The sequence below is a fragment of the Pseudomonas sp. 10B238 genome, assembly GCF_000970615.1.
Taxonomy (GTDB): domain Bacteria; phylum Pseudomonadota; class Gammaproteobacteria; order Pseudomonadales; family Pseudomonadaceae; genus Stutzerimonas.
On sequence record NZ_KQ033927.1, the window covers coordinates 149,556 to 174,661 of the forward strand.

The window sequence follows — 25,106 nt, forward strand, 5'->3', positions numbered from 1 at the left end:
AAAGGGTGTGGCGCCAAGGGCTAAAGGTGGTGGTAGGATCGCTCGGTCGCTCCTTGCATGGCGGCTGATGCGAGGCTCTAGCATGAGTCTTGCAGGTTGTCGGTAACGCTCCGGACATTGAAGTCGGAGTATTACCGGGTCGTTCGGGCAGCAGTTGAAGTCGCGTACTCCACGCGCCGTTCATTGTTCGTACCGACTCGGCCCGCTCGGGCAAGGATGTCTAACATAATCAATAAGGGTGCCTTGAATGGAATTCCTGCAAAACCTGGTTAATAGCGTCAACGGTCTCGTCTGGGGACCGCCCATGCTGGTGCTGATTCTCGGTACCGGTCTTTTCCTTATGGTCCTGCTCAAGTTCATGCCGCTGGTGCGCATAGGTACTGGTTTCGCACTGATTTGGCGCGGACGTACAAAAGGCGACGACGACACAGGGGAAATCAGCCCGTTTCAAGCGCTGATGACGTGTCTGGCCGCAACCGTGGGCACCGGCAACATTGCCGGTGTCGCCACCGCAATTTTTCTCGGCGGGCCTGGCGCGCTGTTCTGGATGTGGTGCACGGCGCTGGTGGGAATGGCGACCAAGTACTGCGAAGTCGTGCTGGCGGTGCATTACCGGGAAAAGGATGACCGCGGCGAGCATGTCGGCGGACCGATGTACGCCATCAAGAACGGCTTGCACAAGCGTTGGTTATGGCTGGGCGGCGCCTTTGCCATCTTTGGCGGCTTGGCTGGGTTCGGTATCGGCAACATGGTGCAGGTCAACAGCATGGCGCTGGCGCTGGACGCCACGTTCTCAGTACCGCTGTGGGTCACCGGTCTGGTCACCATGCTGTTCGTTGGGCTGGTCATTCTTGGCGGCATCAAGCGCATCGGTGCGGTAGCCGCCGCGTTGGTGCCGTTCATGTGCGTGGCCTATGTCATCGCCGGCATCGTGGTGCTGGTGGTGCATGCTGCTGAGCTGCCGGCTGCGTTCGCCTTGATCTTCACGCACGCCTTCTCGCCAATCGCTGCGACCGGCGGCTTTGCCGGTGCGGCTGTGATGGCTGCGATTCGCTTCGGCGTGGCGCGTGGCATCTTCTCCAACGAAGCGGGGCTGGGCACTGCAGGTATCGCCCAGGCCGCCGGCACCACTAAAAGCTCGGTACGCTCAGGTCTTATCGGCATGATGGGTACCTTTATCGACACCATCATCATCTGCTCGATCACCGGCCTGGCGATCATCTGTTCCGGTGTCTGGACCGGTGGCGAAAGCGGTGCGGCGCTGTCTGCAGCAGCCTTCGAGTCGGCAATGCCCGGTGTTGGTGCGGCGCTGTTAACCATTGCACTGGTGGTGTTCGCGTTCACCACGATCCTGGGCTGGAGCTATTTCGGCGAGAAGTGCTGGGAGTTCTTGGTCGGTACCAAGGCGATCTGGCCGTTCCGGGTCATTTGGGTCCTCGCTGTTCCGTTCGGTGCGATCGCTCAGCTCGATTTCGCCTGGCTGTTGGCGGACACCCTGAATGGGCTGATGGCGATTCCTAACCTCGTCGCGCTGCTGCTGCTGAGCCCGGTGGTGGTCAAATTGACCAAGGAATACTTTGCCCGTACACACGCCGCTTAAAAACCCGCGCCGCGGGTACGCCCGCGGCCCATGACTGAGAGGAGTTCGCATGACTGAAGTAACCCTGAAAGGCAACCCGATCCAGGTTGCCGGCAACTTTCCGCAGGCTGGCCAGAAGGCGGCGCCGTTCAGCCTGGTAGGCGGAGATCTGTCGGACGTGACGCTTGCGAGCTTCGCGGCTAAGCGAAAGATCTTGAACATCTTCCCAAGCATCGATACGCCGACCTGTGCCACCTCGGTGCGCAAGTTCAATGCACAGGCCAACGAACTGGCTAATACAGTGGTGCTGTGTATTTCTGCCGATTTGCCTTTCGCGCAGAAGCGCTTCTGCGGCTCTGAAGGCCTGGATAATGTCATCAACCTATCCACCATGCGCGGGCGCGAGTTCCTAGAGAACTACGGTGTACTGATCGCGAGCGGCCCGCTTGCCGGTGTGTCGGCTCGTGCTGTCGTCGTGCTGGATGAACAGGATCAGGTGCTTCACAGCGAGCTGGTTGCCGAGATCGGTTCCGAGCCGGACTACGACGCTGCGATTGCGGCGCTTAAATAAGCGCTGCCAATAGGAAGCGGTGCAACGCCGCTTCCTTTGCTTCTGAAATCTGACGACAAAAATACACCCGAGCCGCGCCTCTTCTCTGCCATTAATCAATTGGCTGAATAGCCCTGCTGACGCTTAGCTTCAGTACGTGGTTTTCCAAACGCAGCCGTGCCAGGCAACGGCGACAGGCGCTGATTTGCAGCACCGTAAAATCTTTTTCTGTCGCTGCGGTCAGAGCATTCGTTGCCTATTGAATGGATTCGCTTATGTCTAGCTCGCACATCAAGAAGAAGATCGGTGTATCCGGCACAGGGATGATCGCGCACTGCTTCATCCGGCTGATCAAGCAGCACTATCACGATCTGGAAATCTCGCGAGTTCTGACTCGCCGTCCATTGAATTCCTTCACTGATTTTCCGCTGTCTGAACGCCTTACCAATTCGATTGATCATCTGATCGCTGATTCTGACCTTATCGTCGAGTGCAGCGGTGATGTCTTTCATGGCACCGAGGTCATCGAACGTGCGTTCGAGGCTGGCTTGCCGGTGGTGACAATCAATGCTGAGCTTCAGGTCACTACGGGTTCGTACTTGGCTGGCAAGGGCTTCATTACCGAGGCCGAGGGCGACCAGCCGGGGTCATTAGCGGCACTTCATGAAGAAGCCTTGATGATGGGCTTCAAACCGTTGGTCTACGGCAACATGAAAGGCTACCTGAACCACGATCCCTCGGTTGAGGACATGCGGTACTGGGCAAAGCGCCAAGGCATAAGCGTAGACCAGACCACTTCGTTCACCGACGGCACCAAAGTGCAGATCGAACAGGCAATAGTCGGCAACGGCCTAGGCGCAACGATCACCAAGCAGGGGCTGGAAGGCCTGGCTTCGACCAACCTAACTGAGTCGGGCAACCTGCTAGGCATGATGGCCGAGCGGCTGGGGCAACCCTTTGTGGATTATCTGATTCCTTCCGGTTATCCCGCGGGCGGTGTTTTCCTGGTCTGTCGCCATGATGACGATCAGCGGGCTGCCATCGAGTATTTCAAGCTCGGCCCCGGCCCTTACTACACGCTGGTGCGCCCGTTCCATCTCTGTTCGCTGGAAGTTGGTAAAACCGTGCGCCGAGTGCTCAGTGGTGGTGATGTGCTGCTGAACAACTCAGTCACACCGACTCTGGGTGTGGGCGCCATCGCAAAGCGAGCCATGCGCCCAGGTGAGCTGATCGAGCGAGGCATCGGCGGCTTCCAGTTTCGCGGCGAGGCCCTAAAGCTCGATCGGCACCCCGATCATGTCCCGATCGGACTGCTGCGCAAGACTGCATTGAGGAGGGCGGTCGAGCCGGGGCAGCTCATCACCTTCGATGACATCGACATCCTGCCCAGCCGTGCTCTGGACATCGTCATGCAACAGCGCGCTGCATCTGCGGCTGGCGTCCTGCAGAAACCGCCGGCCGACCATGGGCGCGCCGCTTTGGCGGTGATGGGCAGCTGACCAGTACTGAGCGAAAGCCAGCCGACTTTTTTCTGTTCGTTCAAGCGTTCGGAGCACCACCCTATTTTCACGCGTCGAGAACAGCCGATCTCGGTGACCGGGATCGGCTGTTGTTGCAGCCGTTCCGACGACTGACTCGTGCGCTCGGGTAGGAGATCCAGCTCAACTAGACCGCATAGCCAAGCATTCTAGGCAGCCACAGGGCGATTTCCGGAAAAACCGCCACTAGGATCAGTGCACTGCCCATCACCAGAACGAACAGCAAGGCCCAACCAACCGTTTGCTCCAGGCGGATCTTGGCAACTTCCGCGGTCACCATAAGATTAATTGCGACCGGTGGGGTGAATTGGCCGATGGCAATGTTCATCGCGAGCAAAATACCGAACCACACCGGGTTCCAGCCGAAGTGCTGCATCACGGGAATCAGGATCGGCATCAGAATCAGGTAGATGGAAATTGCATCTAGCAGCATGCCGGCCAGCAACACTGCGACCATCACCAGGATGAGCAGTACCGCTCCGCTATCTGACAGCGAAATCAGCCATTCGGCGAGGTGGCGGAAGGTGCCGAGCATCGTGCCAGCCCAGGCGAAGATGCCCGCCAACGCGATAATCAGCATCACTACGCCAGAGATCACCGCTGCCTCGCCACAGAGCCGCCAGAGGTTGCGCCAGTCCAATTCGCGTGTAACGAACAAGCCGATGACCACGCCATAGGTCACGCCGGCAACCGCTGCCTCGGTCGGCGTGAACAGGCCGCTGCGAAGGCCGCCCAGAATCAGTACAGGGGCAAAGAGCGCTGGCAATGCCTGGCGGAAACTGTCAGCCAGCGGTGGACGTTCAGCACCTTCTGGATTCTCCCAACCGTAGCGGCGCGCCAACAGCCAGGCAGGTAGCAGCAACACAAGACCTGCAAGTATTCCCGGGAAAAGTCCGGCTGCAAACAAGGCTCTCAGGTCGACGCTGGGAACCACGATGGAATACAGGATCAGCGCAATGGAAGGCGGAATCAGAATGGCCGTCGAGGCGGATGCAGCTATCAGCGTGGCTGAGAATGGCTTGGGGTAGCCGGCGCGGGTCATGCTCGGCAACATCACCATGGCCACCGCGGCAGCATCGGCGGGACCGGAGCCGCTCATGCCACCCATGATCAGGCAGACCAGGATGGCGACCATCGCCAGGCCGCCGTGGCGCGGGCCGATCAGGGCCTGGGCGAAGCGCACCAGACGTAGCGCCACGCCGGATTTCTCGAACACCAGGCCGGTGAGGATGAACAGCGGAATAGCAATCAGGGGGTATTTGGCTACGCCGTTGTAGGTGTTAGTGCCGAGCGTGGCGAGCATGTCCGGTGATAGACCAGCAAGAATGCCAATGGCGCCAGAGAGCGCCAGGGAAAACGCAACCGGTACGCCAATCAGCAACAACACTAGAAAGCTAGCGAGCATCCAGAGATCAGGGCTCATCGGTGAGCCTCCCACGCAGCCTGTCGATCGTCATCTGGGTCAGGCGTATAAGCATCATCAGCGCCAGCAGTGGCAGCCAGACCACATACCACCAGTTCGGCAGCCCCAGGCCGGGAGACTCGGATTCCCACTGGTATTCCTCCAGCGCGAACTGCCCGCCGTACCAGAGGACCATGCCGAGCACCAATACGCTGGCCAGCCACTGCAACAGGATCAGCGGCGTACGCAGGCGCGGAAACATCCGCTCGGCAAAGCCGATGCGGATGTGGCGGTTACTGCGCATGGCCACCGAGGCGCCGGCGAAGGTGAGAATCACAAGGAGAAAAACGGAAATTTCTTCGGTAAAGGCGAAGGAGGCATCGGTGAAATAGCGCACCACCACATTGGCCAGACTGATCACGCTGATGATCACCAGCGCTAGGGTAGCCAGCACGCGCTCAAGGCGCGCGTCCTGTCGATTGTTCATGGGTTTCCTCGAATCCCGACGGCATCTCGCCGCCGGGTAGAACGGTTTTACTTTGCTACGGCCGTGCGAGCTGCTTCGACCAGGTCGGCGCCGATTTTAGAAGTCCACTTTTCTTGCACGCTGCGAGTCGCCTCGACGAACGCTTGATGCTCGGCCTCGCTCAGTTCGGTGACTTCGACGCCGCGAGCGCGGATGTCTTCCAATCGCTTGGCTTCGGCGTTGCGCGATAGCTCGATTTCCCACTTGCCAGCGTCGATGGCGGCCTGGCGCAGCAGCTCGCGGTCGGCCTCCGGCAGTTCCTTCCAGACACGCTGGTTGACCGCGAAGATCAACGGGTCGGCCATGTAATGCCAGAGCGTCAGGTACTTCTGCCCAACCTGATCGACCCGCGCCACATCGAACACCGACAGCGGGTTTTCCTGGCCATCAACTGCGCCGGTGGTCAGCGCCGGTTTGGCATCGGCCCAGCTCATCTGCGTCGGGTTGGCGCCCAGGGCGGTGAAGGTGTCCTGAAAAAGCGGCGAACCAACTACGCGAATCTTCAACCCCTTTAGGTCGGCGGGCGTCTTCACAGGCTTGACCGAGTTGGAAATCTCACGAAATCCGTTCTCACCCCACGCGAGCGGGACAATGCCTCGTTTCTCGATAGCAGCGAACGTCTGCTTGCCAGCCTCACCTTGAGTAATGGCGTCTAGATCGGCGCTGTCGGCCATTAAAAACGGCAGGGAAAAAAGATTCAGCTCTGGTACTTGTGGTGACCAGTTGATGGTCGAGCCGACAGCCATGTCGATCAAGCCGGAGCGCATGGCGGAAAATTCCTTGGTCTGGTCGCCGGCAACCAATTGCGCGTTGGGGTATACGCGCAGGGTTATCTCGCCATTCGAGCGCTCCTCGACCAGGTCAGCCCACTTCTGGGCGGCTTGCCCCCAGGGGAAGGCGTCGGAAAGCACAGTGGAAACGGAATACTCACGAGCCGAAGCGGCAAAAGTGACAGAAAGCGCAGCAGCGGCAGCCAGCGCGGTTAGGCAGCGGGTCAGTTTCATGGGGCGTCCTTGTTCGGATCGGAATTTTTATTGGCGAACGGCCGGCACTGAGCATAGTGCTCGGCTCAACGATGGCTGGTAAACCATCGAAACGCGCGGGTTGCGCGAAGGACGCGGTAGGCTGCGTGCGGATAGGAAGCAGCGAGACTCGCAAGGCGTCACAGGTGCCGCCGGCCTTGTGGGCAGGTGGCATACCGGCCGGATTCGACTGGTCGGACAACTATCGCAGATGGCAACAGTGAGTGCCATTGCGGATAGCTCATCTTTCGTCGGAGTGCGATCGCTAGTCAGGCATCGCGCAAAAGGTCGTGCGCGTTGAGCAGGCTGAAGGCGATTTCCGGGCGCTTTTCCAAACCGCGACGGATCGCAGCCGGAATAGATTGCCGGGTTTTACGACACAAGCCAGGCAGCTCGGACATATCGATGCGAATGCCGCGCATGCTGCGCACTTCGTTGATGCCCGGCGCAATATGCAGGCGAATCCCCAGTTGTTCGTAGATTCGTTGCTGCATGCGCTCAAGGTCAGCCAGATTTTCAATGTTCTCCAGGCGCGCTAGCAGGCGATTTTCCTCTTGGCGGGTCAGCCGCAGGATGCGCAGGTCGGCTTTGCTTGGGTCTTTCAGCAACTGCTCGCGCCCGCAGATGCAGGCGGCAGGCGGGCAGGGTTGACGGATCGGCACGGAGGCGGTCATGGGTTGATAATAGCTACGATCATGTGTTTGCTGCGCCGACGAAGCGATCGGAGACCATGTGAGTTTTGATAAGGGCGAAGCGCGTCAGTGTTTGCAAGAAGGCTTATGCGCTATGGCGATCGACGTCCGATTCTTGTTGCCGAAGCGGGCTATCGATACACGTTCATTAGTTGTAGCGCCCCGCAATGCCCCCAACGCTGAATCTGCCGGCGCCAAGCAGGGCTATCGCAATCGCGCCAAGCAAAAACATGCCTTGTAGCTCGAGTGCCCAGCCACCCATTTTGCCGAGCGAAAAAAGCTCCTGCATGTGGGCGAGTAGAAACGCGACGAGCATGTTGCCCGCTATGAGTAATGCGCCAATCCGGGTAAACACACCCAGAATGACCAGGGCTGGTCCGACTACTTCGCCTATATAAACGCCATAAGCCAAAAACGCGGGTAGGCCATTATTACCGAGCATGCCGGCAATGCCGTCGACTCCGTTTTGCAACTTGAAGATGCCATGCAAGAGAATCAGAACACCCACCGAAACCCTTAATACCAGTTTGCCCAGATCATCGGTCATGGTTCGTTTCATCCTTCGCGCTCAGGATCGGTCGTAACGCTACTCAAAAGATAGACCACTGAGAGGGTGGATGCTCTGGCAAGTTCCTAAGAGCTAGGCGTCATAGGCAGGCCCCGTTGCTCGTTCCAGCTACGAGGTACGTCGGTGAATGCTGCGTGCATGGCTAATCGTCATCGACCGCAGCCCCGTGTGCGTTTCAGATCAGATCAATCTCCTATCAGCTACAGCAATTTTGTGTACAGCTGCCAGCGCTCAGGTTGCGTTCCGGCAGTTGCAACTCAACCACTCGCTGCTGTGTTTGGTTGCGGCCTGATAGGCAGGGTGACTTCTCTGGTACGAGCCACTAGAATGCTTGCCCATTCTGGGGCCGGAACGCCGGCTTATGTCTGTGCAACGAGGAAAATCCATGCAAGTTTCTGTTGAAAGCACCTCCGCTCTTGAGCGCCGCATGACCATTGGCGTGCCGGTCGAGCGCATCGAGACCGAAGTCAACAAGCGTCTGCAACAGACCGCCAGTCGTGCAAAGATTCCAGGCTTCCGTCCCGGCAAGGTGCCGATGAGCGTCATTCGCCAGCGTTACGAAGCGGCTGCCCGCCAGGAAGCATTAGGCGACCTGATTCAAGCGACCTTCTATGAAGCTGTCGTTGCGGAAAAGCTGAACCCTGCCGGCGCGCCAGCGGTCGAGCCTAAGGTGTTCGAAAAGGGTAAGGATCTCGAGTACGTAGCCACATTCGAAGTGTTCCCAGAGTTCAAGGTGGCTGGTCTGGACGCCATCGAAGTCGAGCGTCTGCAGGCCGAAGTGGCGGATTCCGATGTCGACAACATGCTTGAGATTCTGCGCAAGCAGAACACACGTTTCGAAAAGGTTGACCGTGCTGCCGAAGACGGCGATCAGCTGAACATCGATTTCGTTGGCAAAATCGATGGCGAGGCCTTCGCTGGCGGGTCCGCTCAGGGCACGCAGCTGGTCTTGGGTTCCGGTCGCATGATTCCCGGCTTCGAATCCGCACTCGTTGGCGCCAAGGCTGGTGAAGAGCGGGTTATCAACCCAACGTTCCCTGAGGACTACCAAAACCTCGACCTGGCAGGCAAAACAGCTGAGTTCACTGTTACCGTGAACGGCGTAGAAGCTCCGCAACTGCCAGAGCTGAATGATGAGTTCTTCGCCCAGTTCGGCGTTCAGGAAGGTGGTGTGGAAGGCTTCCGTGCCGAAGTTAAAAAGAACATGGAGCGCGAGCTGCGCCAGGCCATCAAGACCAAGGTCAAGAACCAGGTTATGGACGGTCTGGTTAGCGCCAACCCGATCGAAGTGCCAAAGGCCCTGATCGATAACGAAGTGAACCGTCTGCGCGTTCAGGCTGTTCAACAGTTCGGCGGTAATATCAAGCCTGATCAGCTGCCTGCTGAGTTGTTCGAGGAGCAGGCCAAGCGTCGTGTTGTGCTGGGTCTGATCGTTGCCGAAGTGGTCAAGCAGTACGAGCTAAAGCCTGATGATGCGCGCGTTCGCGAGCTGATCGAGGAAATGGCCTCTGCCTATCAAGAGCCGGAACAGGTCGTGTCCTGGTACTACAAGAACGACGAGCAGTTGAACGAAGTCCGGTCTGTTGTGCTCGAAGAGCAAGTTGTAGATACTGTCCTGCAGCAGGCTAAAGTGACCGACAAATCGGTTTCCTACGAAGAAGCAGTGAAGCCTGCGGAAGCCCCGCAAGCTGCCTGAGTTTCTTTAATCGTTTAATGCACATTCATAAGCCAGCCTCGAGCTGGCTTATGTCTTTGCGGCGTAACATAGGGAGTATCGTTGGACATGTCCGGCAATCCGTTTATGCAAGCACCAGACATTCAGGCCGCTGGCGGCCTCGTGCCGATGGTCGTCGAGCAGTCCGCTCGTGGCGAGCGGGCGTATGACATTTATTCCCGCCTGCTTAAGGAGCGGGTGATTTTCATGGTTGGCCAGGTTGAAGACTATATGGCCAACCTGATTGTCGCGCAGATGCTATTCCTTGAGGCGGAAAACCCTGAGAAGGACATTCACCTGTACATCAACTCCCCTGGTGGGTCGGTGACTGCTGGTATGGCTATCTACGACACCATGCAGTTTATCAAGGCTGACGTTTCTACTACCTGTATCGGTCAAGCGTGCAGCATGGGTGCGTTCCTTCTCGCTGGCGGGGCCAAAGGTAAGCGTTTCTGTCTGCCAAACGCCCGAGTGATGATCCACCAGCCATTGGGTGGTTTTCAGGGGCAGGCGTCGGATATCGATATTCATGCCCGCGAAATCCTCTACATTCGCGAGAGGCTGAACCAGTTGCTGGCTCACCATACCGGCCAGGATTTGGAAACGATCGAGCGCGATACCAATCGTGACTACTTCATGAGTGCTACACGAGCGCTGGAATATGGCGTTGTCGATGCAGTTCATGAGAAGCGGCAGCTGCCGGTCTAACGCTGGTCTAGGAGGGCGTAGTTAGCGGGCATCCGTCATGTGCGCTTTGCGCGCCCTTGAAAATGCCTGCATTTGCCTTCATCTTGTATTACAAGCCTTCCCCGATTGGATCGATCGAATGACTGACACCCGCAACGGCGAGGATTCCGGCAAGCTGCTCTATTGCTCTTTCTGCGGCAAAAGCCAGCATGAAGTACGCAAATTGATTGCCGGGCCCTCGGTTTTTATCTGCGACGAGTGCGTCGACCTGTGCAATGACATCATCCGTGAGGAGGTGCAAGAGGCACAGGCTGAGAGTACATCGCAAAAGCTGCCCGCACCCAAGGAAATCAGCGGCATCCTTGACCAGTACGTAATTGGTCAGGAGCGAGCCAAGAAGATCCTGGCTGTGGCTGTGTACAACCATTACAAGCGACTCAACCAGCGCGATAAGAAGGAAGAAGTCGAGTTGGGCAAGAGCAACATACTGCTCATCGGACCGACCGGTTCTGGTAAGACGTTGCTTGCGGAAACGCTGGCCCGTTTGTTGAATGTTCCCTTCACTATCGCTGACGCTACTACGCTGACCGAAGCCGGTTACGTGGGCGAAGACGTTGAAAACATCATTCAAAAACTGCTGCAAAAGTGTGATTACGATGTGGAGAAGGCCCAGATGGGCATTGTCTATATCGACGAGATCGATAAGATTTCGCGTAAGTCTGACAATCCCTCGATCACCCGTGACGTCTCTGGCGAAGGTGTGCAGCAGGCGTTGCTGAAGCTGATCGAAGGCACGGTTGCCTCCGTACCACCGCAAGGTGGACGTAAGCATCCGCAGCAGGAATTCCTGCAGGTGGACACGCGAAATATTCTGTTTATTTGCGGCGGTGCGTTTGCCGGACTTGAGAAGGTTATTCAGGGTCGTGCAACCAAAGGCGGCATCGGCTTCAATGCAGAGGTCCGTAGTACGGAGCCGGGCAAGAAAATTGGCGAGTCGCTACGTTCGGTTGAGCCGGACGATCTGGTGAAGTTTGGTTTGATTCCCGAGTTCGTCGGTCGTCTGCCGGTAATCGCTACGCTCGACGAACTCGATGAGGCGGCGCTGATTCAGATCCTTACCGAGCCGAAGAACGCGCTCACCAAGCAATACGGCAAGCTTTTCGAGCTTGAAGGTGTCGATCTGGAGTTCCGTGCCGACGCACTGAAAGCAGTCGCGGCTCGCGCGCTGGAGCGCAAAACGGGTGCTCGCGGACTACGTTCAATCCTCGAAGGCGTATTGCTGGATACCATGTATGAGATTCCTTCTCAGAAGGATGTCAGCAAGGTAGTCATCGACGAGAGCGTCATTGAAGGGACTTCTCAGCCGCTGCTCATATACGAGAACAGCGAGCCGCCTGCCAAGGCCGCGCCGGACGCGTGATAGAACAAGGGGCCTCCGGGCCCCTTTGCTTTTCTACAGTCTCCTTGTTTTTTGAGTTGCGCGCCCTCATCTTGATTGCCAAGGGTATGAATTTCCCGTTTACCGCCGTATGGCCGTCGTAGAGCTGAATTTATGAAGACAACCATCGAATTGCCCCTTTTGCCGCTGCGCGACGTAGTGGTCTACCCGCATATGGTGATTCCGCTGTTCGTTGGGCGGGAAAAATCCATTGAGGCCCTTGAAGCAGCAATGGCTGGCGACAAGCAGATTTTGCTCTTGGCCCAGAAGAACCCAGCCGATGACGACCCGAGCGAAGAGGGGCTCTATCGTGTGGGTACGGTCGCAACTGTGCTGCAGCTGCTGAAGCTGCCGGATGGCACAGTAAAAGTGCTTGTCGAAGGCGAACAGCGTGGCGTCATAGACCGGTTTTTCGACGTTGAAGACCATTGCCGGGCCGAGGTCTCACTGATCGACGAATCGGAGATCGAAGAGCGTGAAGCCGAAGTCTTCACCCGCAGCCTTTTGAGCCAGTTCGAGCAATATGTTCAGTTGGGCAAAAAGGTGCCCTCCGAGGTGCTGTCCTCGCTTGCCAGCATCGACGAGCCGGCGCGTCTGGTCGATACCATGGCTGCGCACATGGCGCTAAAAATCGAACAGAAGCAGGCAATTCTCGAAATCACCGATTTGCCGGCGCGAGTCGAACATGTGTTGGCCTTACTTGATGCTGAAATCGATCTGCTACAGGTGGAAAAACGCATTCGTGGCCGAGTCAAGAAGCAGATGGAGCGCAGCCAGCGTGAGTACTATTTGAATGAGCAGATGAAGGCCATTCAAAAAGAGCTGGGCGATATCGACGAAGGCCACAATGAAATCGATGATCTCAAGAAGCGCATCGAGAATGCCGGCCTGAGCAAGGACGCCTATGCCAAGGCGACCACCGAGCTGAACAAACTCAAGCAGATGTCACCGATGTCGGCCGAGGCTACCGTGGTCAGGACCTACATCGATTGGCTGGTCAACGTACCGTGGAAAGCGGCCAGCAAGGTTCGCCTTGATCTCGCCAAGGCTGAGGAAGTGCTTGATGCCGATCACTACGGCCTCGAAGAGGTCAAGGATCGGATTCTTGAGTACCTCGCAGTGCAGAAACGTGTGAAGAAACTAAAAGGTCCGGTTTTGTGCCTGGTCGGTCCACCAGGCGTGGGTAAGACCTCGCTGGCCGAGTCCATTGCGCGTTCGACGAATCGCAAGTTCGTGCGCATGGCGCTGGGTGGGGTGCGGGACGAAGCCGAGATCCGTGGACACCGTCGTACCTATATCGGCTCCATGCCGGGTCGGTTGATCCAGAAGATGAGCAAGGTCGGTGTGCGCAATCCCCTGTTCCTGCTCGACGAGATCGACAAGATGGGTAACGACATGCGCGGAGACCCTGCGTCTGCTCTGCTTGAGGTGCTAGACCCTGAGCAGAACCACAACTTCAACGATCACTATCTCGAGGTCGACTACGACCTGTCAGACGTGATGTTCCTTTGCACAGCCAACTCCATGAACATCCCGGCGCCACTGCTTGATCGTATGGAGATCATTCGTCTGCCCGGCTATACGGAAGACGAGAAGATCAATATTGCCACCCGCTATCTGGTCCCGAAGCAGGTTCAGGCCAATGGGCTTAAAAAGACAGAGTTGTTGTTCGATGATGAAGCTATTCGCGACATCATTCGTTACTACACTCGCGAGGCCGGCGTTCGCGGACTGGAGCGTCAGATAGCCAAGGTATGCCGCAAGGTGGTGAAGGAGCATGCCGCAGAGAAGCGCTTTGAAGTCAGTGTTACAGCCGAATCGCTGGAGCACTTCCTGGGGGTTCGCAAATTCCGCTACGGGCTTGCCGAGCTGCAAGATCAGGTCGGTCAGGTCACCGGCTTGGCATGGACTCAGGTTGGTGGCGAGTTGCTCACCATCGAAGCAGCCGTCGTTCCAGGGAAGGGGCGGCTGACCAAAACTGGGTCGCTGGGCGATGTGATGGGTGAGTCCATCACAGCAGCGTTAACCGTGGTGCGTAGCCGCGCGAAGAGTCTCGGTATCCCTGTCGATTTCCACGAAAAACAGGATATTCATATCCATGTCCCGGAAGGCGCTACGCCGAAGGATGGTCCTAGCGCAGGCATCGGCATGTGCACGGCGCTGGTTTCGGCAATGACCCAGATTCCTGTTAGGGCCGAAGTTGCCATGACCGGCGAGATTACCCTGCGCGGGCAGGTGCTGGCGATTGGCGGTTTGAAAGAGAAACTGCTCGCGGCACACCGCGGCGGTATCAAGACAGTGATCATTCCTGAAGAAAACCAGCGTGATCTGAAAGAGATTCCTGAGAATATTAAGCAGGACCTGCAGATTAAACCGGTCAAGTGGATTGACGAAGTCCTCCAAATTGCGCTGCAATACGCGCCGGAGCCCTTGCCCGATGCGGCTCCAGATATCGTTGCAAAGGATGACAAGCGCGAGTCTGATTCCAAGGAGCGAATCAGCACGCATTAGTCCGAGAGGCTTGGTTGACACATTTTCGGTGGCCTTGATATAAGCCGGCCTTTTGTGTAGTTGCTATTTCGGCACCGCTTTGCTTACACCTAAAAATTATAGATACGACTCAACAGAAATAAGGGGACTTAGAGTGAACAAGTCGGAACTGATCGATGCTATCGCCGCATCTGCTGATATCCCGAAAGCTGTTGCTGGCCGCGCGCTGGATGCAGTAATTGAATCCGTTACAGGCGCTCTGAAGGCTGGTGATTCCGTGGTGCTGGTTGGTTTCGGTACTTTCGCTGTCAAGGAGCGCGCTGCTCGCACTGGCCGCAATCCCCAGACTGGCAAGCCGATCGACATCGCCGCGGCCAAGATCCCGGGATTCAAGGCAGGTAAGGCTCTGAAAGACGCTGTCAACTAAGCGTTTTCGATCCGGCCAGTTGCCAGTTAGCGCTGGCCCTGGCTTGGGGCGGTTATTCGAACAGGCACTGCTTGTTGCGTTCGGGCTTGGGGATTAAGCCCAGCTGCTCCAAAAGCTCCGAGAAGGCGCATCCCTGGATGCGCCTTTCTTTTTATCCGGATTCCCGCGCTGCAGCGACGACTGCGCAGCTGACTCCTGGGGGACGCATGCTTCAGAATATCAGGGACAATTCACAAGGCTGGATTGCCAAAACCATCATAGGCATCATCGTGATGCTGCTGGCTTTGACCGGCTTTGACGCCATTTTCAATGCCGCCAGCAATAGCCGAAATGCCGCTGAGGTCAACGGTGAGGAGATCTCACTGGACGAGCTCAACCAGGCCATGAACATGCAGCGTCGCCAACTGGCTCAGCAGCTAGGAGGCAACTTCGACCCGTCGATGCTGGACGACAAGCTGGTACGCGAGTCATCACTACGCGCGCTCATTGACCGTGCGCTTTTGCTGCAAGGTGCCCGCGATGCGGATTTCGCCTTCTCCGAAACGGCGCTTGATCAGCTGATCCTGCAAACTCCTGAGTTTGCCGTGGACGGCGCATTTAATGCTGCGCGTTTCGATCAGGTAATTCAGCAAATGGGTTATACCCGGCTGCAGTTCCGCGAGCTGTTGAAACAGGAAATGTTGATTGGCCAACTTCGCGCCGGCATTTCCGGTTCCGGTTTCGTCACAGATGACCAGATCGAAGCCTTCGCTCGGCTTGAGCAGCAGACACGTGATTTCGCAACCATCACCGTGCCGGCTGATACCGATGCCGTTGAAGTGGGCAGTGACGAGGCGCGCGAGTATTACGAACAAAATACCGACCGCTTTCGCTCGCCCGAGCAGGTCATCGTCGAGTATGTCGAGCTGAATAAGGAGTCCTTCTTTGACCAGGTCGAGGTGTCGGAGGAGGAGGTGCAGGATCTGTATCAGCAGCGTATCGCTAACCTGGCAGAACAACGCCGTGCGGCGCATATTTTGATCGAGACCGATGAGGCTGGCGATGCAAGCGCCAGGGAGAAGATCGAAGAGGTCGCTAAGCGTTTGGCCTCAGGCGAGGACTTCTCAGCGTTGGCTAAGGAGGTTTCCGAAGATCCGGGATCTGCGAGCGAAGGGGGCGACCTCGGCTTTGCTGGTCCAGGCGTTTACGACCCTGCTTTCGAGGAGGCGCTCTACGCTTTGGAGGAGGGTCAGGTCTCTGCGCCGGTTCGCTCCGATTTCGGCTGGCACTTGATCAAGCTTCTGGATGTTCAGTCGCCAGAGATCCCAACACTGGAAAGCCTAAAACCTGAACTGGTGCGAGAACTCAAAGCTCAACAGGTTGAGCAGCGCTTCGTTGAGGCCAGCAAGCAGCTGGAGGATACGGCATTCGAATCTGCCGATCTTGTCCAGCCGGCACAGGAATTGGGTCTTTCGGTACAAACGACTGAGGCGTTCGGCCGTGAAGGTGGGGCTGACGTCGCATCAAATCGGCAGGTCATCCAGGCAGCGTTCAGTGATGAGGTTCTGATCGACGGTGCTAATAGCGGTGTGATCGAACTGGATCCGGACACCGTCGTTGCTGTGCGAGTGAAGGAGCACCTGAAACCCGAAGTGTTGCCTTTCGATACGGTGAAGGACGACATCATCGCTCAACTCAAGCGCAGTAAGGCGGCAGAACAAGCAATTGAAACCGGTGAGCAGCTGATCGCTACCCTACGTGGTGGCGGACAGGTTCAGCAGCAGTGGCAGCCTGTCGAAGCCGCCTCGCGCAACCAGGAAGGGGTTGAGCCGGCAGTACTCCAACAAGTGTTTCGGATGCCGAAACCGGTGGAAGGCGACAAGCCGAGCTACAGCAGTGTTCGCATGCCCGACGGAGATCTCGTCGTGGTTCGTCTGAGCGGTGTAAGCGAGCCCAAAGCGGAGCTCTCGCAGGAAGACAAGCAGAACTATCGTCGTTTCCTGGCGTCGCGGAGTGGCCAGCAAGATTTCGCTGCCTACCGTCAGATGCTCCATGCGGACGCTGAGATCGAGACCTTCTGAGCAAGTCCTAGCGCAAAAAAACCCGCATCCATATGCGGGTTTTTTATAGCGCCGGGTGGATCAGTCTTCCATTGCGCCCATCGCAGTGGTGTTGAAACCACCGTCGACATAGAGAATTTCGCCACTAATACCGGAAGCCAGATCTGAACAGAGGAAGGCACCCGCATTGCCGACCTCGTCAATGGTGACATTGCGGCGTAGCGGCGTCTGCTTTTCGTTGGCCGCCAGCATCTTGCGGAAGCTCTTGATCCCAGAGGCTGCCAGCGTACGGATTGGGCCAGCGGACACAGCGTTGACGCGAGTGCCCTCTGGGCCCAGGCTGCCGGCGAGGTAGCGAACACCTGCCTCGAGACTGGCCTTGGCCATGCCCATTACGTTGTAGTTGGGCATGGTGCGTTCAGCACCGAGGTAGGAGAGCGTGAGGATGCTGCCATTGCGCCCCTTCATCATCGGACGTCCAGCCTTGGCCAGCGCGACGAGACTGTAGGCGCTGATGTCATGGGCGATGCGGAAGCCGTCACGTGTAGTGACCTCGGTGAAGTCGCCGTCGAGCTGATCGCCCGGAGCAAAGCCGACTGAGTGAACGATACCGTCCAGACCGTCCCACTTTTTGCCGAGCTCTTCGAATACCTTGACGATCTCGTCGTCGCTGGCGACATCACAAGGAAAGCACAACTCCGGCCCCGAGCCCCAGCCAGCAGCGAACTCCTCGACGCGGCCCTTGAGCTTTTCATTTTGATAGGTGAAAGCCAGCTCGGCGCCCTCACGATGCATGGCCGCGGCGATTCCGGAGGCAATCGACAGCTTGCTGGCGACGCCGACGATCAATACGCGCTTACCGGTTAGAAAACCCATGTGCTTGTCCCTCTTCTGGTTGTTCATCAGTAGCTGGGACCATGAACGCTGATTCCAGTAACTGTTGTGTATATGGATGTTGGGGAGCGGCGAAGATTGCTTCTGCCATTCCCTGCTCAACGACCTTACCTTGCTTGACCACCATCATCTGATGGCTCAGCGCCCGAACCACTGCCAAGTCGTGGCTTATGAACAGGTAGGTCAGGTTGTACTTGGCCTGAAGTGAGCGCAGTAGCTCGACTACTTGCCGCTGTACGGTTCGATCCAATGCCGAGGTTGGTTCATCAAGCAGGATCAGATCAGGCTTGAGGACCAAGGCCCTGGCAATGGCGATTCGCTGCCGTTGGCCTCCCGAAAACTCATGGGGGTAACGGTGCCGACTTTCTGGGTCGAGTCCAACCTCGACCAGTGCATCGATGATTGCTTGCGCTTGCTCCTCGGCCGAACCCAAGCCATGGATACTGAGCCCCTCTCCGACGATCTGCCCCACCGACATGCGAGGGCTCAGACTGCCGAAAGGATCCTGAAACACGACCTGCATTTGCCGGCGCAATGGACGTACCGCCCGTTGTGACATCGCCTCAAGCGCATGGCCCTGGAAGCGGATTTCGCCGCTGCTCGAAAGCAGACGCAGAATAGCCAAACCCAGCGTGGATTTCCCCGAGCCGCTTTCGCCGACAATGCCCAGCGTCTGACCTTTCGGCAGGTTGAACGTGACGCCATCTACTGCCTTGATATGGTCGACGGTGTGCCTGAAAAGCCCCTTTTTGATTGGGAACCAGACACGCAGATCATTCACTTCCAGCAGTGTTGGCGACGAGGGCTCAACCGGCACCGGTCCGCCGCTAGGCTCTGCCCCGAGCAGTTCCCGTGTATAGGGATGCTGCGGTGATCGGAACAATTCCTCGCAAGGTGCCTGTTCGACGACACAACCGCTCTTCATGACACATACATGGTGAGCGATTCGGCGAACCAGATTCAGGTCGTGACTGATCAGCAGCAGAGCCATGCCTAGTCGGGCCTGCAGCTCCTTGAGCAGCTCGAGTATTTTCAGTTGCACTGTGACGTCCAGTGCAGTGGTGGGTTCGTCGGCGATCAGTAACTCGGGTTCGTTTGCCAGAGCCATGGCGATTACGACGCGCTGGCGCTGGCCGCCCGAAAGTTCGTGAGGGTAGGCTCGGATTCGCTTGGTAGGCTCGGGTATTCCAACCAGCTCAAGCAGCTCAAGGGTACGGGCTGTAGCTGCCTTGCCGTTGAGCCCCTTGTGAATCTGCAGCACCTCATTGATCTGCTTGCCAATGGTGTGCAGCGGGTTCAGCGAGGTCATCGGCTCCTGGAACACCATCGCGATGCGGTCGCCGCGTATACCGCGCATGCGTTTTTCGCTCGCTTTGAGCAAGTCCTCACCACCATAGCGAATTTCACCTACCGGATGCTGTGCGAGTGGGTAGGGCAGCAGCCGCAGGATCGAGTGCGCCGTGACGGATTTGCCGGATCCGCTTTCGCCAACCAGCGCCAGCGTCTCGCCTTTGCGGATATCGAAGCTCACACCCGTCACCACGCGCTGGGCCTGACCATTCGTGACGAACTCGACGGCCAGATCGCGGACCTCGATAAGGTTCTCGGTCATGCTATTTCCTTGGGTCGAAAGCATCGCGAGCAGCCTCTCCGATAAACACCAGGAGGGTCAGCATGACGGCTAGCACCATGAATGCGCTAATGCCCAGCCACGGCGCCTGCAGATTCGCCTTGCCTTGTGCGACTAGCTCACCCAGCGAAGGCGCGCCAGGCGGCAAGCCGAAGCCAAGGAAATCCAAGGCGGTCAGGGTGCCGATCGCTCCTGTAAGGATGAATGGCATGAAGGTCATGGTCGACACCATCGCGTTGGGCAGAATGTGGCGGAACATGATTGCGCCGTTGCGCATGCCCAGGGCGCGTGCTGCCCGTACGTATTCGAGATTACGGCCGCGTAGGAACTCAGCCCGAACTACATCGACCAGGCTCATCCAGGAGAACAACAGCATGATGCCGAGCAGCCACCAGAAGTTCGGCTGCACAAAGCTTGCAAGGATGATCAGCAGATAGAGCACCGGCAGGCCGGACCATATTTCTAGGACTCGCTGACCAACGAGGTCGACCCAGCCGCCGTAGAAACCCTGCAGCGCGCCGGCAATTACGCCGATCACCGAGCTGATAAGTGTCAGGGTCAGCGCAAACAAAACCGAGATCCGAAAGCCGTAGATGACTCTTGCGAGCACGTCGCGCCCCTGGTCATCGGTGCCTAGCCAGTTCTCCCAGGATGGCGGGGCGGGAGCGGGTACCTGCAGATCGTAGTTGATACTGGAATGATGAAAGGGAATCGGCGGCCAGACCATCCAGCCACCTTTCTTCTCGATCAGTTCCTGAATGTAAGGTCCTTTGTAGTTGGCCTGCAGTGGAAACTCGCCCCCGAAGACGGTCTCTGGATAGCGCTTGAACACGGGTACATACCAGTCGCCATCGAAACGAACCACGATCGGCTTGTCGTTGGCAATCAGCTCGGCGCCTAGGCTGAGTACGAACAGGGTCAGAAAGATCCACAGTGACCACCAGCCGCGCTTGTGGGCCTTGAACAGGGCGAACCGGCGCTGGTTCAGCGGCGACAGCTTCATCTCAAGCCTCCCTGCTTTCGAAGTCGATTCGGGGATCGACGAGCGTGTAGGTCAGGTCGCCGATGAGCTTGACCACCAGACCGAGCAAGGTGAAGAGGAACAGCGTGCCGAACACGACGGGATAATCACGATTGATGGCTGCCTCGAAACTAAGCAGGCCAAGGCCGTCTAGCGAGAAAATGACCTCGATCAGCAGTGAGCCGGTGAAAAACATGCCGATAAATGCTGAGGGGAAGCCAGCAATAATGATCAGCATTGCGTTACGGAACACGTGGCCATACAGCACGCGATTTTTGCTCAAGCCTTTGGCGCGTGCTGTGATGACGTACTGCTTGTTTATTTCATCGAGGAAGCTGTTTTTGGTCAGCAAGGTGAGCGTCGCGAAATTTCCGATCACCAACGCCGTAACGGGAAGCGCAAGATGCCAGAAGTAGTCGATGATCTTGCCGGTGAGCGAAAGCTCTTCGAAGTTTCCGGAGGTCAGCCCCCTCAGTGGGAACCAGTTCCAATAACTGCCTCCGGCGAACAGCACGATCAGCAGGATGGCGAACAGGAACGCGGGTATTGCGTAGCCAATGATGATGGCCGAACTGGTCCAGACGTCGAATGCACTGCCATGTCGAGTTGCCTTGGCGATCCCTAGTGGGATCGATGCCAAGTACATGATGAGCGTGCTCCATAGCCCTAGCGAGATCGACACCGGCATTTTTTCGATAATCAGATCGGTCACGCTGGCATCGCGGAAAAAGCTTTCACCGAAATCCAGCCGCAGGTAGTTGCTGAGCATGATCCAGAAACGTTCTGGTGCCGGCTTGTCGAAGCCGTACAGGCGTTCGATTTCGGCTATCAGGTCAGGGTCCAGGCCTTGCCCGCCTCGATAGCTGTTGCTCCCAGTCGCGACTTCGGATCCTCCGCCAGCGATCCGGCTGGTTGCGCCTTCGAAGCCCTCCAGCTTGGCAATCGCCTGTTCGACGGGGCCGCCGGGTGCTGCCTGAATGATGATGAAATTGATCAGCAAGATGCCGAACAGAGTTGGGATGATCAGCAGTAGGCGCCGGAAAATGTACGCAAGCATGCCTATTGTTCCGTCGTACGGGTGACGCTGGTATCGGTTTCGGTCGCTGGCTTGTCTTCAAGCGGTTCCGGCTCGGGCTTGTCTACGTCTGGCTTGTTCCACCAGGTCATCAGGGCGACATCGTAACGTGGCGTTATTTCTGGGTGTGCGAGATGGTTCCAGTACGCGACACGCCAGGTTTTGATGTGCCAGTTCGGAATTACGTAGTGACCTGCGAGCAATACACGGTCCAGCGCACGAGTACGTGTAATCAACTCGTCCCGCGAGTCAGCGGCAATCAGCTTTTCGACTAGCACATCGATGGCGGGGTCTTTCAGCCCGATGTAATTGCGGCTTCCTGGATTATCGGCACTCGCCGAATGCCAGTATTCACGTTGCTCATTGCCTGGCGAGCTCGACTGGCCGAAGCCGCTGACAATCATGTCGTAGTCACGAGAACGCAGCCGGTTGATGTATTGCGATACGTCGACGCGGCGGAGTTCAAGGTCGATGCCCAGACTGGCGAGGTTACGCTTGTAGGGCAGCAGCACGCGCTCGAAGTCTGCTTGCACTAACAGAAACTCGAGTTTGACCGGCTTGCCCTTGGCGTCCACCATCTGGTCGTTTTCAATCTTCCAGCCGGCTGCCGTAAGCAGCTCGTAGGCCCGGCGCTGCTGTGCTCGGATGATGCCATCGGCGTTGGTTTGTGGCAGTTCGAAAGGTTTATCGAATACCTGATCCGGAATTTTGCCGCGTAGTGGTTCGAGGATGCTCAACTCCTGCTCACTGGGCAGGCCCGAGGACGCCAGCTCGGAGTTATCGAAATAGCTGGTGGTGCGTGTGTAGGCACCATTGAATAATTGGCGATTTGTCCATTCGAAATCGAAGAGCAGCGCCAGGGCTTCTCGAACCCTCGGATCCTGCAATCGGTCTCTGCGGGTGTTGAATATGAATCCCTGCATGCCTTGGGGATTGTGATTGGCGATCTCCTCCTTGAGGATCCGCCCGTCTTTGACGGCCTCGATATCATAGGCAGTGGCCCAGTTCTTTGCGCTCGTCTCCAGCCAGTAATCGAAGTGACCAGCCTTGAAAGCCTGGAGCGCTACGGTGTTATCGCGGTAGTAATCGATGTTGACGTGATTAAAGTTATAGAAACCTCGGTTCACCGCGAGGTTTTTGCCCCAGTAATCTTCGACGCGGGCATAACGGACTGAGCGACCCGCTTCTGCTCGCTCGATGCGATAGGGCCCGCTGCCCAACGGGGCTTCCATGCTGCCAGAGGCGAAATCTTTGTCTGCCCACCAATGCTTCGGCAGGACGGGCAGCTGGCCGAGGATCAGCGGCAGCTCTCGATTTCCTGCATGCTTGAAATCGAACCGGACGCGACGCGGGCCTTCTATCACGGCTTTTTCGACGTCAGCGTAGTAGCCACGGTAATGCGGCGCGCCCTTACTGATCAGCGTTTCGAAAGTGAACACGACGTCCTCAGCTCCAACCGGCTCGCCGTCATGAAACTTCGCCTCGGGCCGCAGGTAGAAACGCACCCACTCATTGTTTGGCCCTTTCTCGATCTTTTCTGCGAGCAGGCCATAAACCGTGAAGGGCTCGTCAAGGCTGTTAGTCGTCAGCGTGTCATAGACGAGGCCTATATCATCCGCAGCTACGCCTTTGTTGATGAACGGGTTGAGGGAATCAAAACTGCCGAAACCTGCCTGGCGCAGCGTTCCGCCTTTGGGGGCGTCCGGATTGACATACTCGAAATGAGAAAAGTCAGACGGATATTTGGGCTGCTCACCATACAAGGTGAGCGCATGCTGCGGTGCCGCTTCGGCCAGGCCCGTGAGGGAGAGTAGGGCGAAGGTGCCCGCTTGTAGAAACACCCGTCGTATCTTGCTTGTCATTGAGCCTTCTCCTCCAGGTCCTTCAACCACCACGCGCGCAATCCCAGCGTGTAGGGCGGTGTGGTGACGTGGGCAAACCGATTACGGTATGCCAGACGGTGGTAACTGATGTACCAATTGGGGATGGTGTAGTGATTCCAGAGCAGAACGCGGTCGATAGCGCGTGTGGCGGCTATCTGCTCGTCCCGGGTCTTCGCCGCAAGCAGTTTCTCGATCATTGTGTCGACGATGGGGTTGGCGACGCCGGCGTAGTTGCGACCGCCTTTTACGTTCACCTGGCTTGAATGGAAATACAGCCACTGTTCCAGCCCAGGGCTGAGACTCTGCCCCAGCGTGGTCAAGATCATGTCGTAGTCGTACTGATCAAGCCGCTGCTTGTACTGCGCGCCATCGACAGTTCGCAGGCGGGCTGATATGCCAATCCGCGACAGGTTTTCCACATAGGGCTGAAGTATCCGCTCGAGCCCCGGATTGACCAGCAGAATCTCGAACCTGAATGGGCGCCCCGCCTTGTCGCGAAGGCCGTCGGGGGTCAACTTCCAGCCGGCATCCCCGAGCAAAGCCACCGCCTTGCGCAAAGTGTCGCGTGGAATTCCGCGCCCGTCCGTTTTCGGTAATTTGAATGGCTCGGTGAAGAGCTGCACCGGAAGTTGCTCCCTGAATGGCGAGAGCAGGAGCCATTCCCCACCTTCTGGTGTGCCGGTCGCGGAGAACACGCTGTTCGGATAGTAGCTTTCGCTGCGCTGGTAGGCCCCATAGAACAGGGCGCGGTTAGTCCACTCGAAGTCGAACATCATGCCCAAAGCCTGCCGCACCCTGATGTCGGCAAAGGTCGAACGACGCGCGTTCATGAACATTGCCTGGGTCTGGGTAGGGATTTCGTGCGGAATCTCTGCACGAATCACGTCACCGCGCAGAACCGCCGGGAATTGATAGCCATTGGCCCAGTTTTTTGCTTGGTGCTCGATGTAGTAGTCGAACTCGCCGACCTTGAAGGCTTCGAAGGCGACAGTCGTGTCGCGATAGAACTCCACGTCGACCCGGTTGAAGTTGTACTTACCGCGATTGGCGGGGAGATCGCTACCCCACCAGTTCTTCACTTTCTCGAAGGTGACGCGTCGTCCTGGCTGAACATCGCTGATTCTGTAAGGGCCACTGCCCAATGGTGGCTCGAATGTGGTTGCGCGGAAATCCCGGTCCTTCCAATAGTGTTGCGGCAGCACCGGCAATTCACCGAGGCGCATAATCAGCAATGGCTGGCCCGGTTTGTCGAACACGAAACGAATGCGATGGCGATTGAGTATGTCGACGCGATCAACGCCCTGCAGATCGGTGCGGTAGCGCGGGTGACCATCTTTGATCAACAGCCGATAAGAAAATGCAACGTCGTAAGCCGTGATCGGGCGACCGTCGTGAAAGCGCGCCGAGTCACGCAGGTTGAAAACCACCCAACTATGGTTGTCGCTGTACTCGATGGTCTCGGCGATCAGGCCGTACGCGGAAGCGGGTTCGTCGCCTGATGGATCATAGACGCCTGTCCCAACCATCAGCGGCTCGTTCAGTTCAGAGACGCCATACTGGAAGAAGCCAGGTGTTGCGGTTGGGCTGGTTCCCTTGAATGTGTAAGGATTCAGCGTGTCAAATGTGCCGGAAGCCATCAGCCGCACGTTGCCACCCTTAGGCGCATCGGGGTTCACCCAATCGAAGTGAGTAAAGTCTTCCGCATATTTAAGGGTGCCGAACTGCGCATAACCGTGGCTTTCGCTGATGGTGGCGAACGACGGAAAGCTCAGTCCCAGACAGCTCAACAGTAATAGGATGGGTCGCATCAAACGGTGAATCCGATCCATGGCGCTTTCGGTCTTTTCGGCCGGCTACAGTAACAGCTTGTATCCGCTGGAAAAAGGCCGGCCATCTGGGCAAACTGCCTTTCCCTTCAGCCGCCCGATCCT

The 25,106-nt window shown here is 57.3% G+C and carries 20 protein-coding genes; 9 read left to right on the plus strand and 11 right to left on the minus strand.

Annotation, left to right across the window (positions count from 1 at the left end):
• Positions 1 to 247 precede the first annotated feature (247 nt).
• The 3 genes from RT21_RS00665 (at position 248) to RT21_RS00675 (ending at position 3,628) form a co-directional block, all read left to right on the plus strand.
• Positions 248 to 1,600, plus strand: a complete 1,353-nt coding sequence (locus RT21_RS00665; protein WP_046161182.1) for an alanine/glycine:cation symporter family protein — start codon at positions 248 to 250, stop codon at positions 1,598 to 1,600.
• A gap of 49 nt (positions 1,601 to 1,649) precedes the next feature.
• Positions 1,650 to 2,150 carry a thiol peroxidase gene (gene tpx, locus RT21_RS00670; RefSeq protein WP_046161183.1) on the plus strand — a complete coding sequence of 167 codons (501 nt, stop codon included), beginning with the start codon at positions 1,650 to 1,652 and terminating at the stop codon, positions 2,148 to 2,150.
• A gap of 302 nt (positions 2,151 to 2,452) precedes the next feature.
• Positions 2,453 to 3,628 carry an NAD(P)-dependent oxidoreductase gene (locus RT21_RS00675; RefSeq protein WP_046161436.1) on the plus strand — a complete coding sequence of 392 codons (1,176 nt, stop codon included), beginning with the start codon at positions 2,453 to 2,455 and terminating at the stop codon, positions 3,626 to 3,628.
• Positions 3,629 to 3,794: 166 nt separating this feature from the next.
• On the opposite strand, the gene RT21_RS00680 is transcribed toward RT21_RS00675, so the two are convergent.
• The 5 genes from RT21_RS00680 to RT21_RS00700 all read right to left on the minus strand — a co-directional run bounded on the left by RT21_RS00680 (position 3,795) and on the right by RT21_RS00700 (position 7,856).
• Positions 3,795 to 5,090 (minus strand): TRAP transporter large permease, encoded by a 1,296-nt coding sequence (locus RT21_RS00680; RefSeq protein WP_046161184.1) that lies wholly within the window; start codon positions 5,088 to 5,090, stop codon positions 3,795 to 3,797.
• On the minus strand, positions 5,080 to 5,556 hold the full coding sequence (locus tag RT21_RS00685) for a TRAP transporter small permease (RefSeq protein WP_046161185.1): 477 nt from the start codon (positions 5,554 to 5,556) through the stop codon (positions 5,080 to 5,082). The genes RT21_RS00680 and RT21_RS00685 overlap by 11 nt, the downstream gene beginning before the upstream one ends.
• 47 nt (positions 5,557 to 5,603) lie before the next feature.
• Positions 5,604 to 6,599, minus strand: coding sequence for a DctP family TRAP transporter solute-binding subunit (locus RT21_RS00690; RefSeq protein WP_046161186.1), 996 nt, complete (start codon positions 6,597 to 6,599; stop codon positions 5,604 to 5,606).
• 287 nt (positions 6,600 to 6,886) lie between these two features.
• The gene (locus RT21_RS00695; protein ID WP_046161187.1) at positions 6,887 to 7,291 is read right to left on the minus strand and encodes a hypothetical protein; all 405 of its coding nucleotides are present in this window, start codon (positions 7,289 to 7,291) and stop codon (positions 6,887 to 6,889) included.
• Between the two features lie 166 nt (positions 7,292 to 7,457).
• Positions 7,458 to 7,856: a DoxX family protein gene (locus RT21_RS00700; RefSeq protein WP_046161188.1), complete on the minus strand. Its 399-nt coding sequence runs from the start codon at positions 7,854 to 7,856 to the stop codon at positions 7,458 to 7,460.
• Between the two features lie 406 nt (positions 7,857 to 8,262).
• Between RT21_RS00700 and tig the strand changes: the two genes are divergently transcribed.
• The 6 genes from tig (at position 8,263) to RT21_RS00730 (ending at position 16,693) form a co-directional block, all read left to right on the plus strand.
• Complete coding sequence (gene tig / locus RT21_RS00705; RefSeq protein WP_046161189.1) at positions 8,263 to 9,573, plus strand: trigger factor; 1,311 nt, start codon at positions 8,263 to 8,265, stop codon at positions 9,571 to 9,573.
• Between the two features lie 87 nt (positions 9,574 to 9,660).
• On the plus strand, positions 9,661 to 10,299 hold the full coding sequence (clpP, locus tag RT21_RS00710; protein WP_045427645.1) for an ATP-dependent Clp endopeptidase proteolytic subunit ClpP: 639 nt from the start codon (positions 9,661 to 9,663) through the stop codon (positions 10,297 to 10,299).
• A 118-nt stretch (positions 10,300 to 10,417) separates the two neighbouring features.
• A complete protein-coding gene (gene clpX, locus RT21_RS00715) occupies positions 10,418 to 11,698 on the plus strand; it encodes an ATP-dependent Clp protease ATP-binding subunit ClpX (RefSeq protein ID WP_045427644.1) in 1,281 nt (426 codons plus the stop codon).
• 132 nt (positions 11,699 to 11,830) lie between these two features.
• Positions 11,831 to 14,227: an endopeptidase La gene (gene lon, locus RT21_RS00720; RefSeq protein WP_045427642.1), complete on the plus strand. Its 2,397-nt coding sequence runs from the start codon at positions 11,831 to 11,833 to the stop codon at positions 14,225 to 14,227.
• A 133-nt stretch (positions 14,228 to 14,360) separates the two neighbouring features.
• The gene (hupB, locus tag RT21_RS00725; protein ID WP_019339231.1) at positions 14,361 to 14,633 is read left to right on the plus strand and encodes a nucleoid-associated protein HU-beta; all 273 of its coding nucleotides are present in this window, start codon (positions 14,361 to 14,363) and stop codon (positions 14,631 to 14,633) included.
• Positions 14,634 to 14,839: 206 nt separating this feature from the next.
• Positions 14,840 to 16,693, plus strand: a complete 1,854-nt coding sequence (locus RT21_RS00730; protein ID WP_046161437.1) for a SurA N-terminal domain-containing protein — start codon at positions 14,840 to 14,842, stop codon at positions 16,691 to 16,693.
• 60 nt (positions 16,694 to 16,753) lie between these two features.
• Here RT21_RS00730 and fabI read toward each other — a convergent pair whose 3' ends face one another.
• From fabI to RT21_RS00760, 6 genes are read right to left on the minus strand one after another with little or no spacing between them, the layout of a single operon-like run.
• Positions 16,754 to 17,548: an enoyl-ACP reductase FabI gene (fabI, locus tag RT21_RS00735; RefSeq protein ID WP_045427639.1), complete on the minus strand. Its 795-nt coding sequence runs from the start codon at positions 17,546 to 17,548 to the stop codon at positions 16,754 to 16,756.
• Entirely contained in the window at positions 17,529 to 19,178 is a 1,650-nt protein-coding gene (locus RT21_RS00740; protein WP_046161190.1) for an ABC transporter ATP-binding protein, read from the minus strand. The genes fabI and RT21_RS00740 overlap by 20 nt, the downstream gene beginning before the upstream one ends.
• 1 nt (position 19,179) lies before the next feature.
• Positions 19,180 to 20,199, minus strand: coding sequence for an ABC transporter permease (locus RT21_RS00745; RefSeq protein WP_045427634.1), 1,020 nt, complete (start codon positions 20,197 to 20,199; stop codon positions 19,180 to 19,182).
• Between the two features lies 1 nt (position 20,200).
• A complete protein-coding gene (locus RT21_RS00750; RefSeq protein WP_045427631.1) occupies positions 20,201 to 21,274 on the minus strand; it encodes a microcin C ABC transporter permease YejB in 1,074 nt (357 codons plus the stop codon).
• Between the two features lie 2 nt (positions 21,275 to 21,276).
• Positions 21,277 to 23,154 (minus strand): extracellular solute-binding protein, encoded by a 1,878-nt coding sequence (locus RT21_RS00755; RefSeq protein WP_046161191.1) that lies wholly within the window; start codon positions 23,152 to 23,154, stop codon positions 21,277 to 21,279.
• Entirely contained in the window at positions 23,151 to 24,983 is a 1,833-nt protein-coding gene (locus RT21_RS00760; RefSeq protein WP_046161438.1) for an extracellular solute-binding protein, read from the minus strand. The genes RT21_RS00755 and RT21_RS00760 overlap by 4 nt, the downstream gene beginning before the upstream one ends.
• Positions 24,984 to 25,106: the final 123 nt, after the last annotated feature.

What these genes read in the sequence shown, in the direction of transcription:
- RT21_RS00665 (WP_046161182.1), top strand. Translation starts at nt 248, where the DNA reads ATGGAATTCCTGCAAAACCTGGTTAATAGCGTCAACGGTCTCGTCTGG.
- fabI (WP_045427639.1), bottom strand. Translation starts at nt 17,548, where the DNA reads ATGGGTTTTCTAACCGGTAAGCGCGTATTGATCGTCGGCGTCGCCAGC.
- RT21_RS00755 (WP_046161191.1), bottom strand. Translation starts at nt 23,154, where the DNA reads ATGACAAGCAAGATACGACGGGTGTTTCTACAAGCGGGCACCTTCGCC.
- RT21_RS00680 (WP_046161184.1), bottom strand. Translation starts at nt 5,090, where the DNA reads ATGAGCCCTGATCTCTGGATGCTCGCTAGCTTTCTAGTGTTGTTGCTG.
- clpX (WP_045427644.1), top strand. Translation starts at nt 10,418, where the DNA reads ATGACTGACACCCGCAACGGCGAGGATTCCGGCAAGCTGCTCTATTGC.
- RT21_RS00745 (WP_045427634.1), bottom strand. Translation starts at nt 20,199, where the DNA reads ATGAAGCTGTCGCCGCTGAACCAGCGCCGGTTCGCCCTGTTCAAGGCC.
- RT21_RS00695 (WP_046161187.1), bottom strand. Translation starts at nt 7,291, where the DNA reads ATGACCGCCTCCGTGCCGATCCGTCAACCCTGCCCGCCTGCCGCCTGC.
- lon (WP_045427642.1), top strand. Translation starts at nt 11,831, where the DNA reads ATGAAGACAACCATCGAATTGCCCCTTTTGCCGCTGCGCGACGTAGTG.
- RT21_RS00700 (WP_046161188.1), bottom strand. Translation starts at nt 7,856, where the DNA reads ATGACCGATGATCTGGGCAAACTGGTATTAAGGGTTTCGGTGGGTGTT.
- tig (WP_046161189.1), top strand. Translation starts at nt 8,263, where the DNA reads ATGCAAGTTTCTGTTGAAAGCACCTCCGCTCTTGAGCGCCGCATGACC.
- RT21_RS00740 (WP_046161190.1), bottom strand. Translation starts at nt 19,178, where the DNA reads ATGACCGAGAACCTTATCGAGGTCCGCGATCTGGCCGTCGAGTTCGTC.
- RT21_RS00760 (WP_046161438.1), bottom strand. Translation starts at nt 24,983, where the DNA reads ATGCGACCCATCCTATTACTGTTGAGCTGTCTGGGACTGAGCTTTCCG.
- tpx (WP_046161183.1), top strand. Translation starts at nt 1,650, where the DNA reads ATGACTGAAGTAACCCTGAAAGGCAACCCGATCCAGGTTGCCGGCAAC.
- RT21_RS00690 (WP_046161186.1), bottom strand. Translation starts at nt 6,599, where the DNA reads ATGAAACTGACCCGCTGCCTAACCGCGCTGGCTGCCGCTGCTGCGCTT.
- RT21_RS00730 (WP_046161437.1), top strand. Translation starts at nt 14,840, where the DNA reads ATGCTTCAGAATATCAGGGACAATTCACAAGGCTGGATTGCCAAAACC.
- RT21_RS00750 (WP_045427631.1), bottom strand. Translation starts at nt 21,274, where the DNA reads ATGCTTGCGTACATTTTCCGGCGCCTACTGCTGATCATCCCAACTCTG.
- RT21_RS00685 (WP_046161185.1), bottom strand. Translation starts at nt 5,556, where the DNA reads ATGAACAATCGACAGGACGCGCGCCTTGAGCGCGTGCTGGCTACCCTA.
- RT21_RS00675 (WP_046161436.1), top strand. Translation starts at nt 2,453, where the DNA reads ATGATCGCGCACTGCTTCATCCGGCTGATCAAGCAGCACTATCACGAT.
- clpP (WP_045427645.1), top strand. Translation starts at nt 9,661, where the DNA reads ATGTCCGGCAATCCGTTTATGCAAGCACCAGACATTCAGGCCGCTGGC.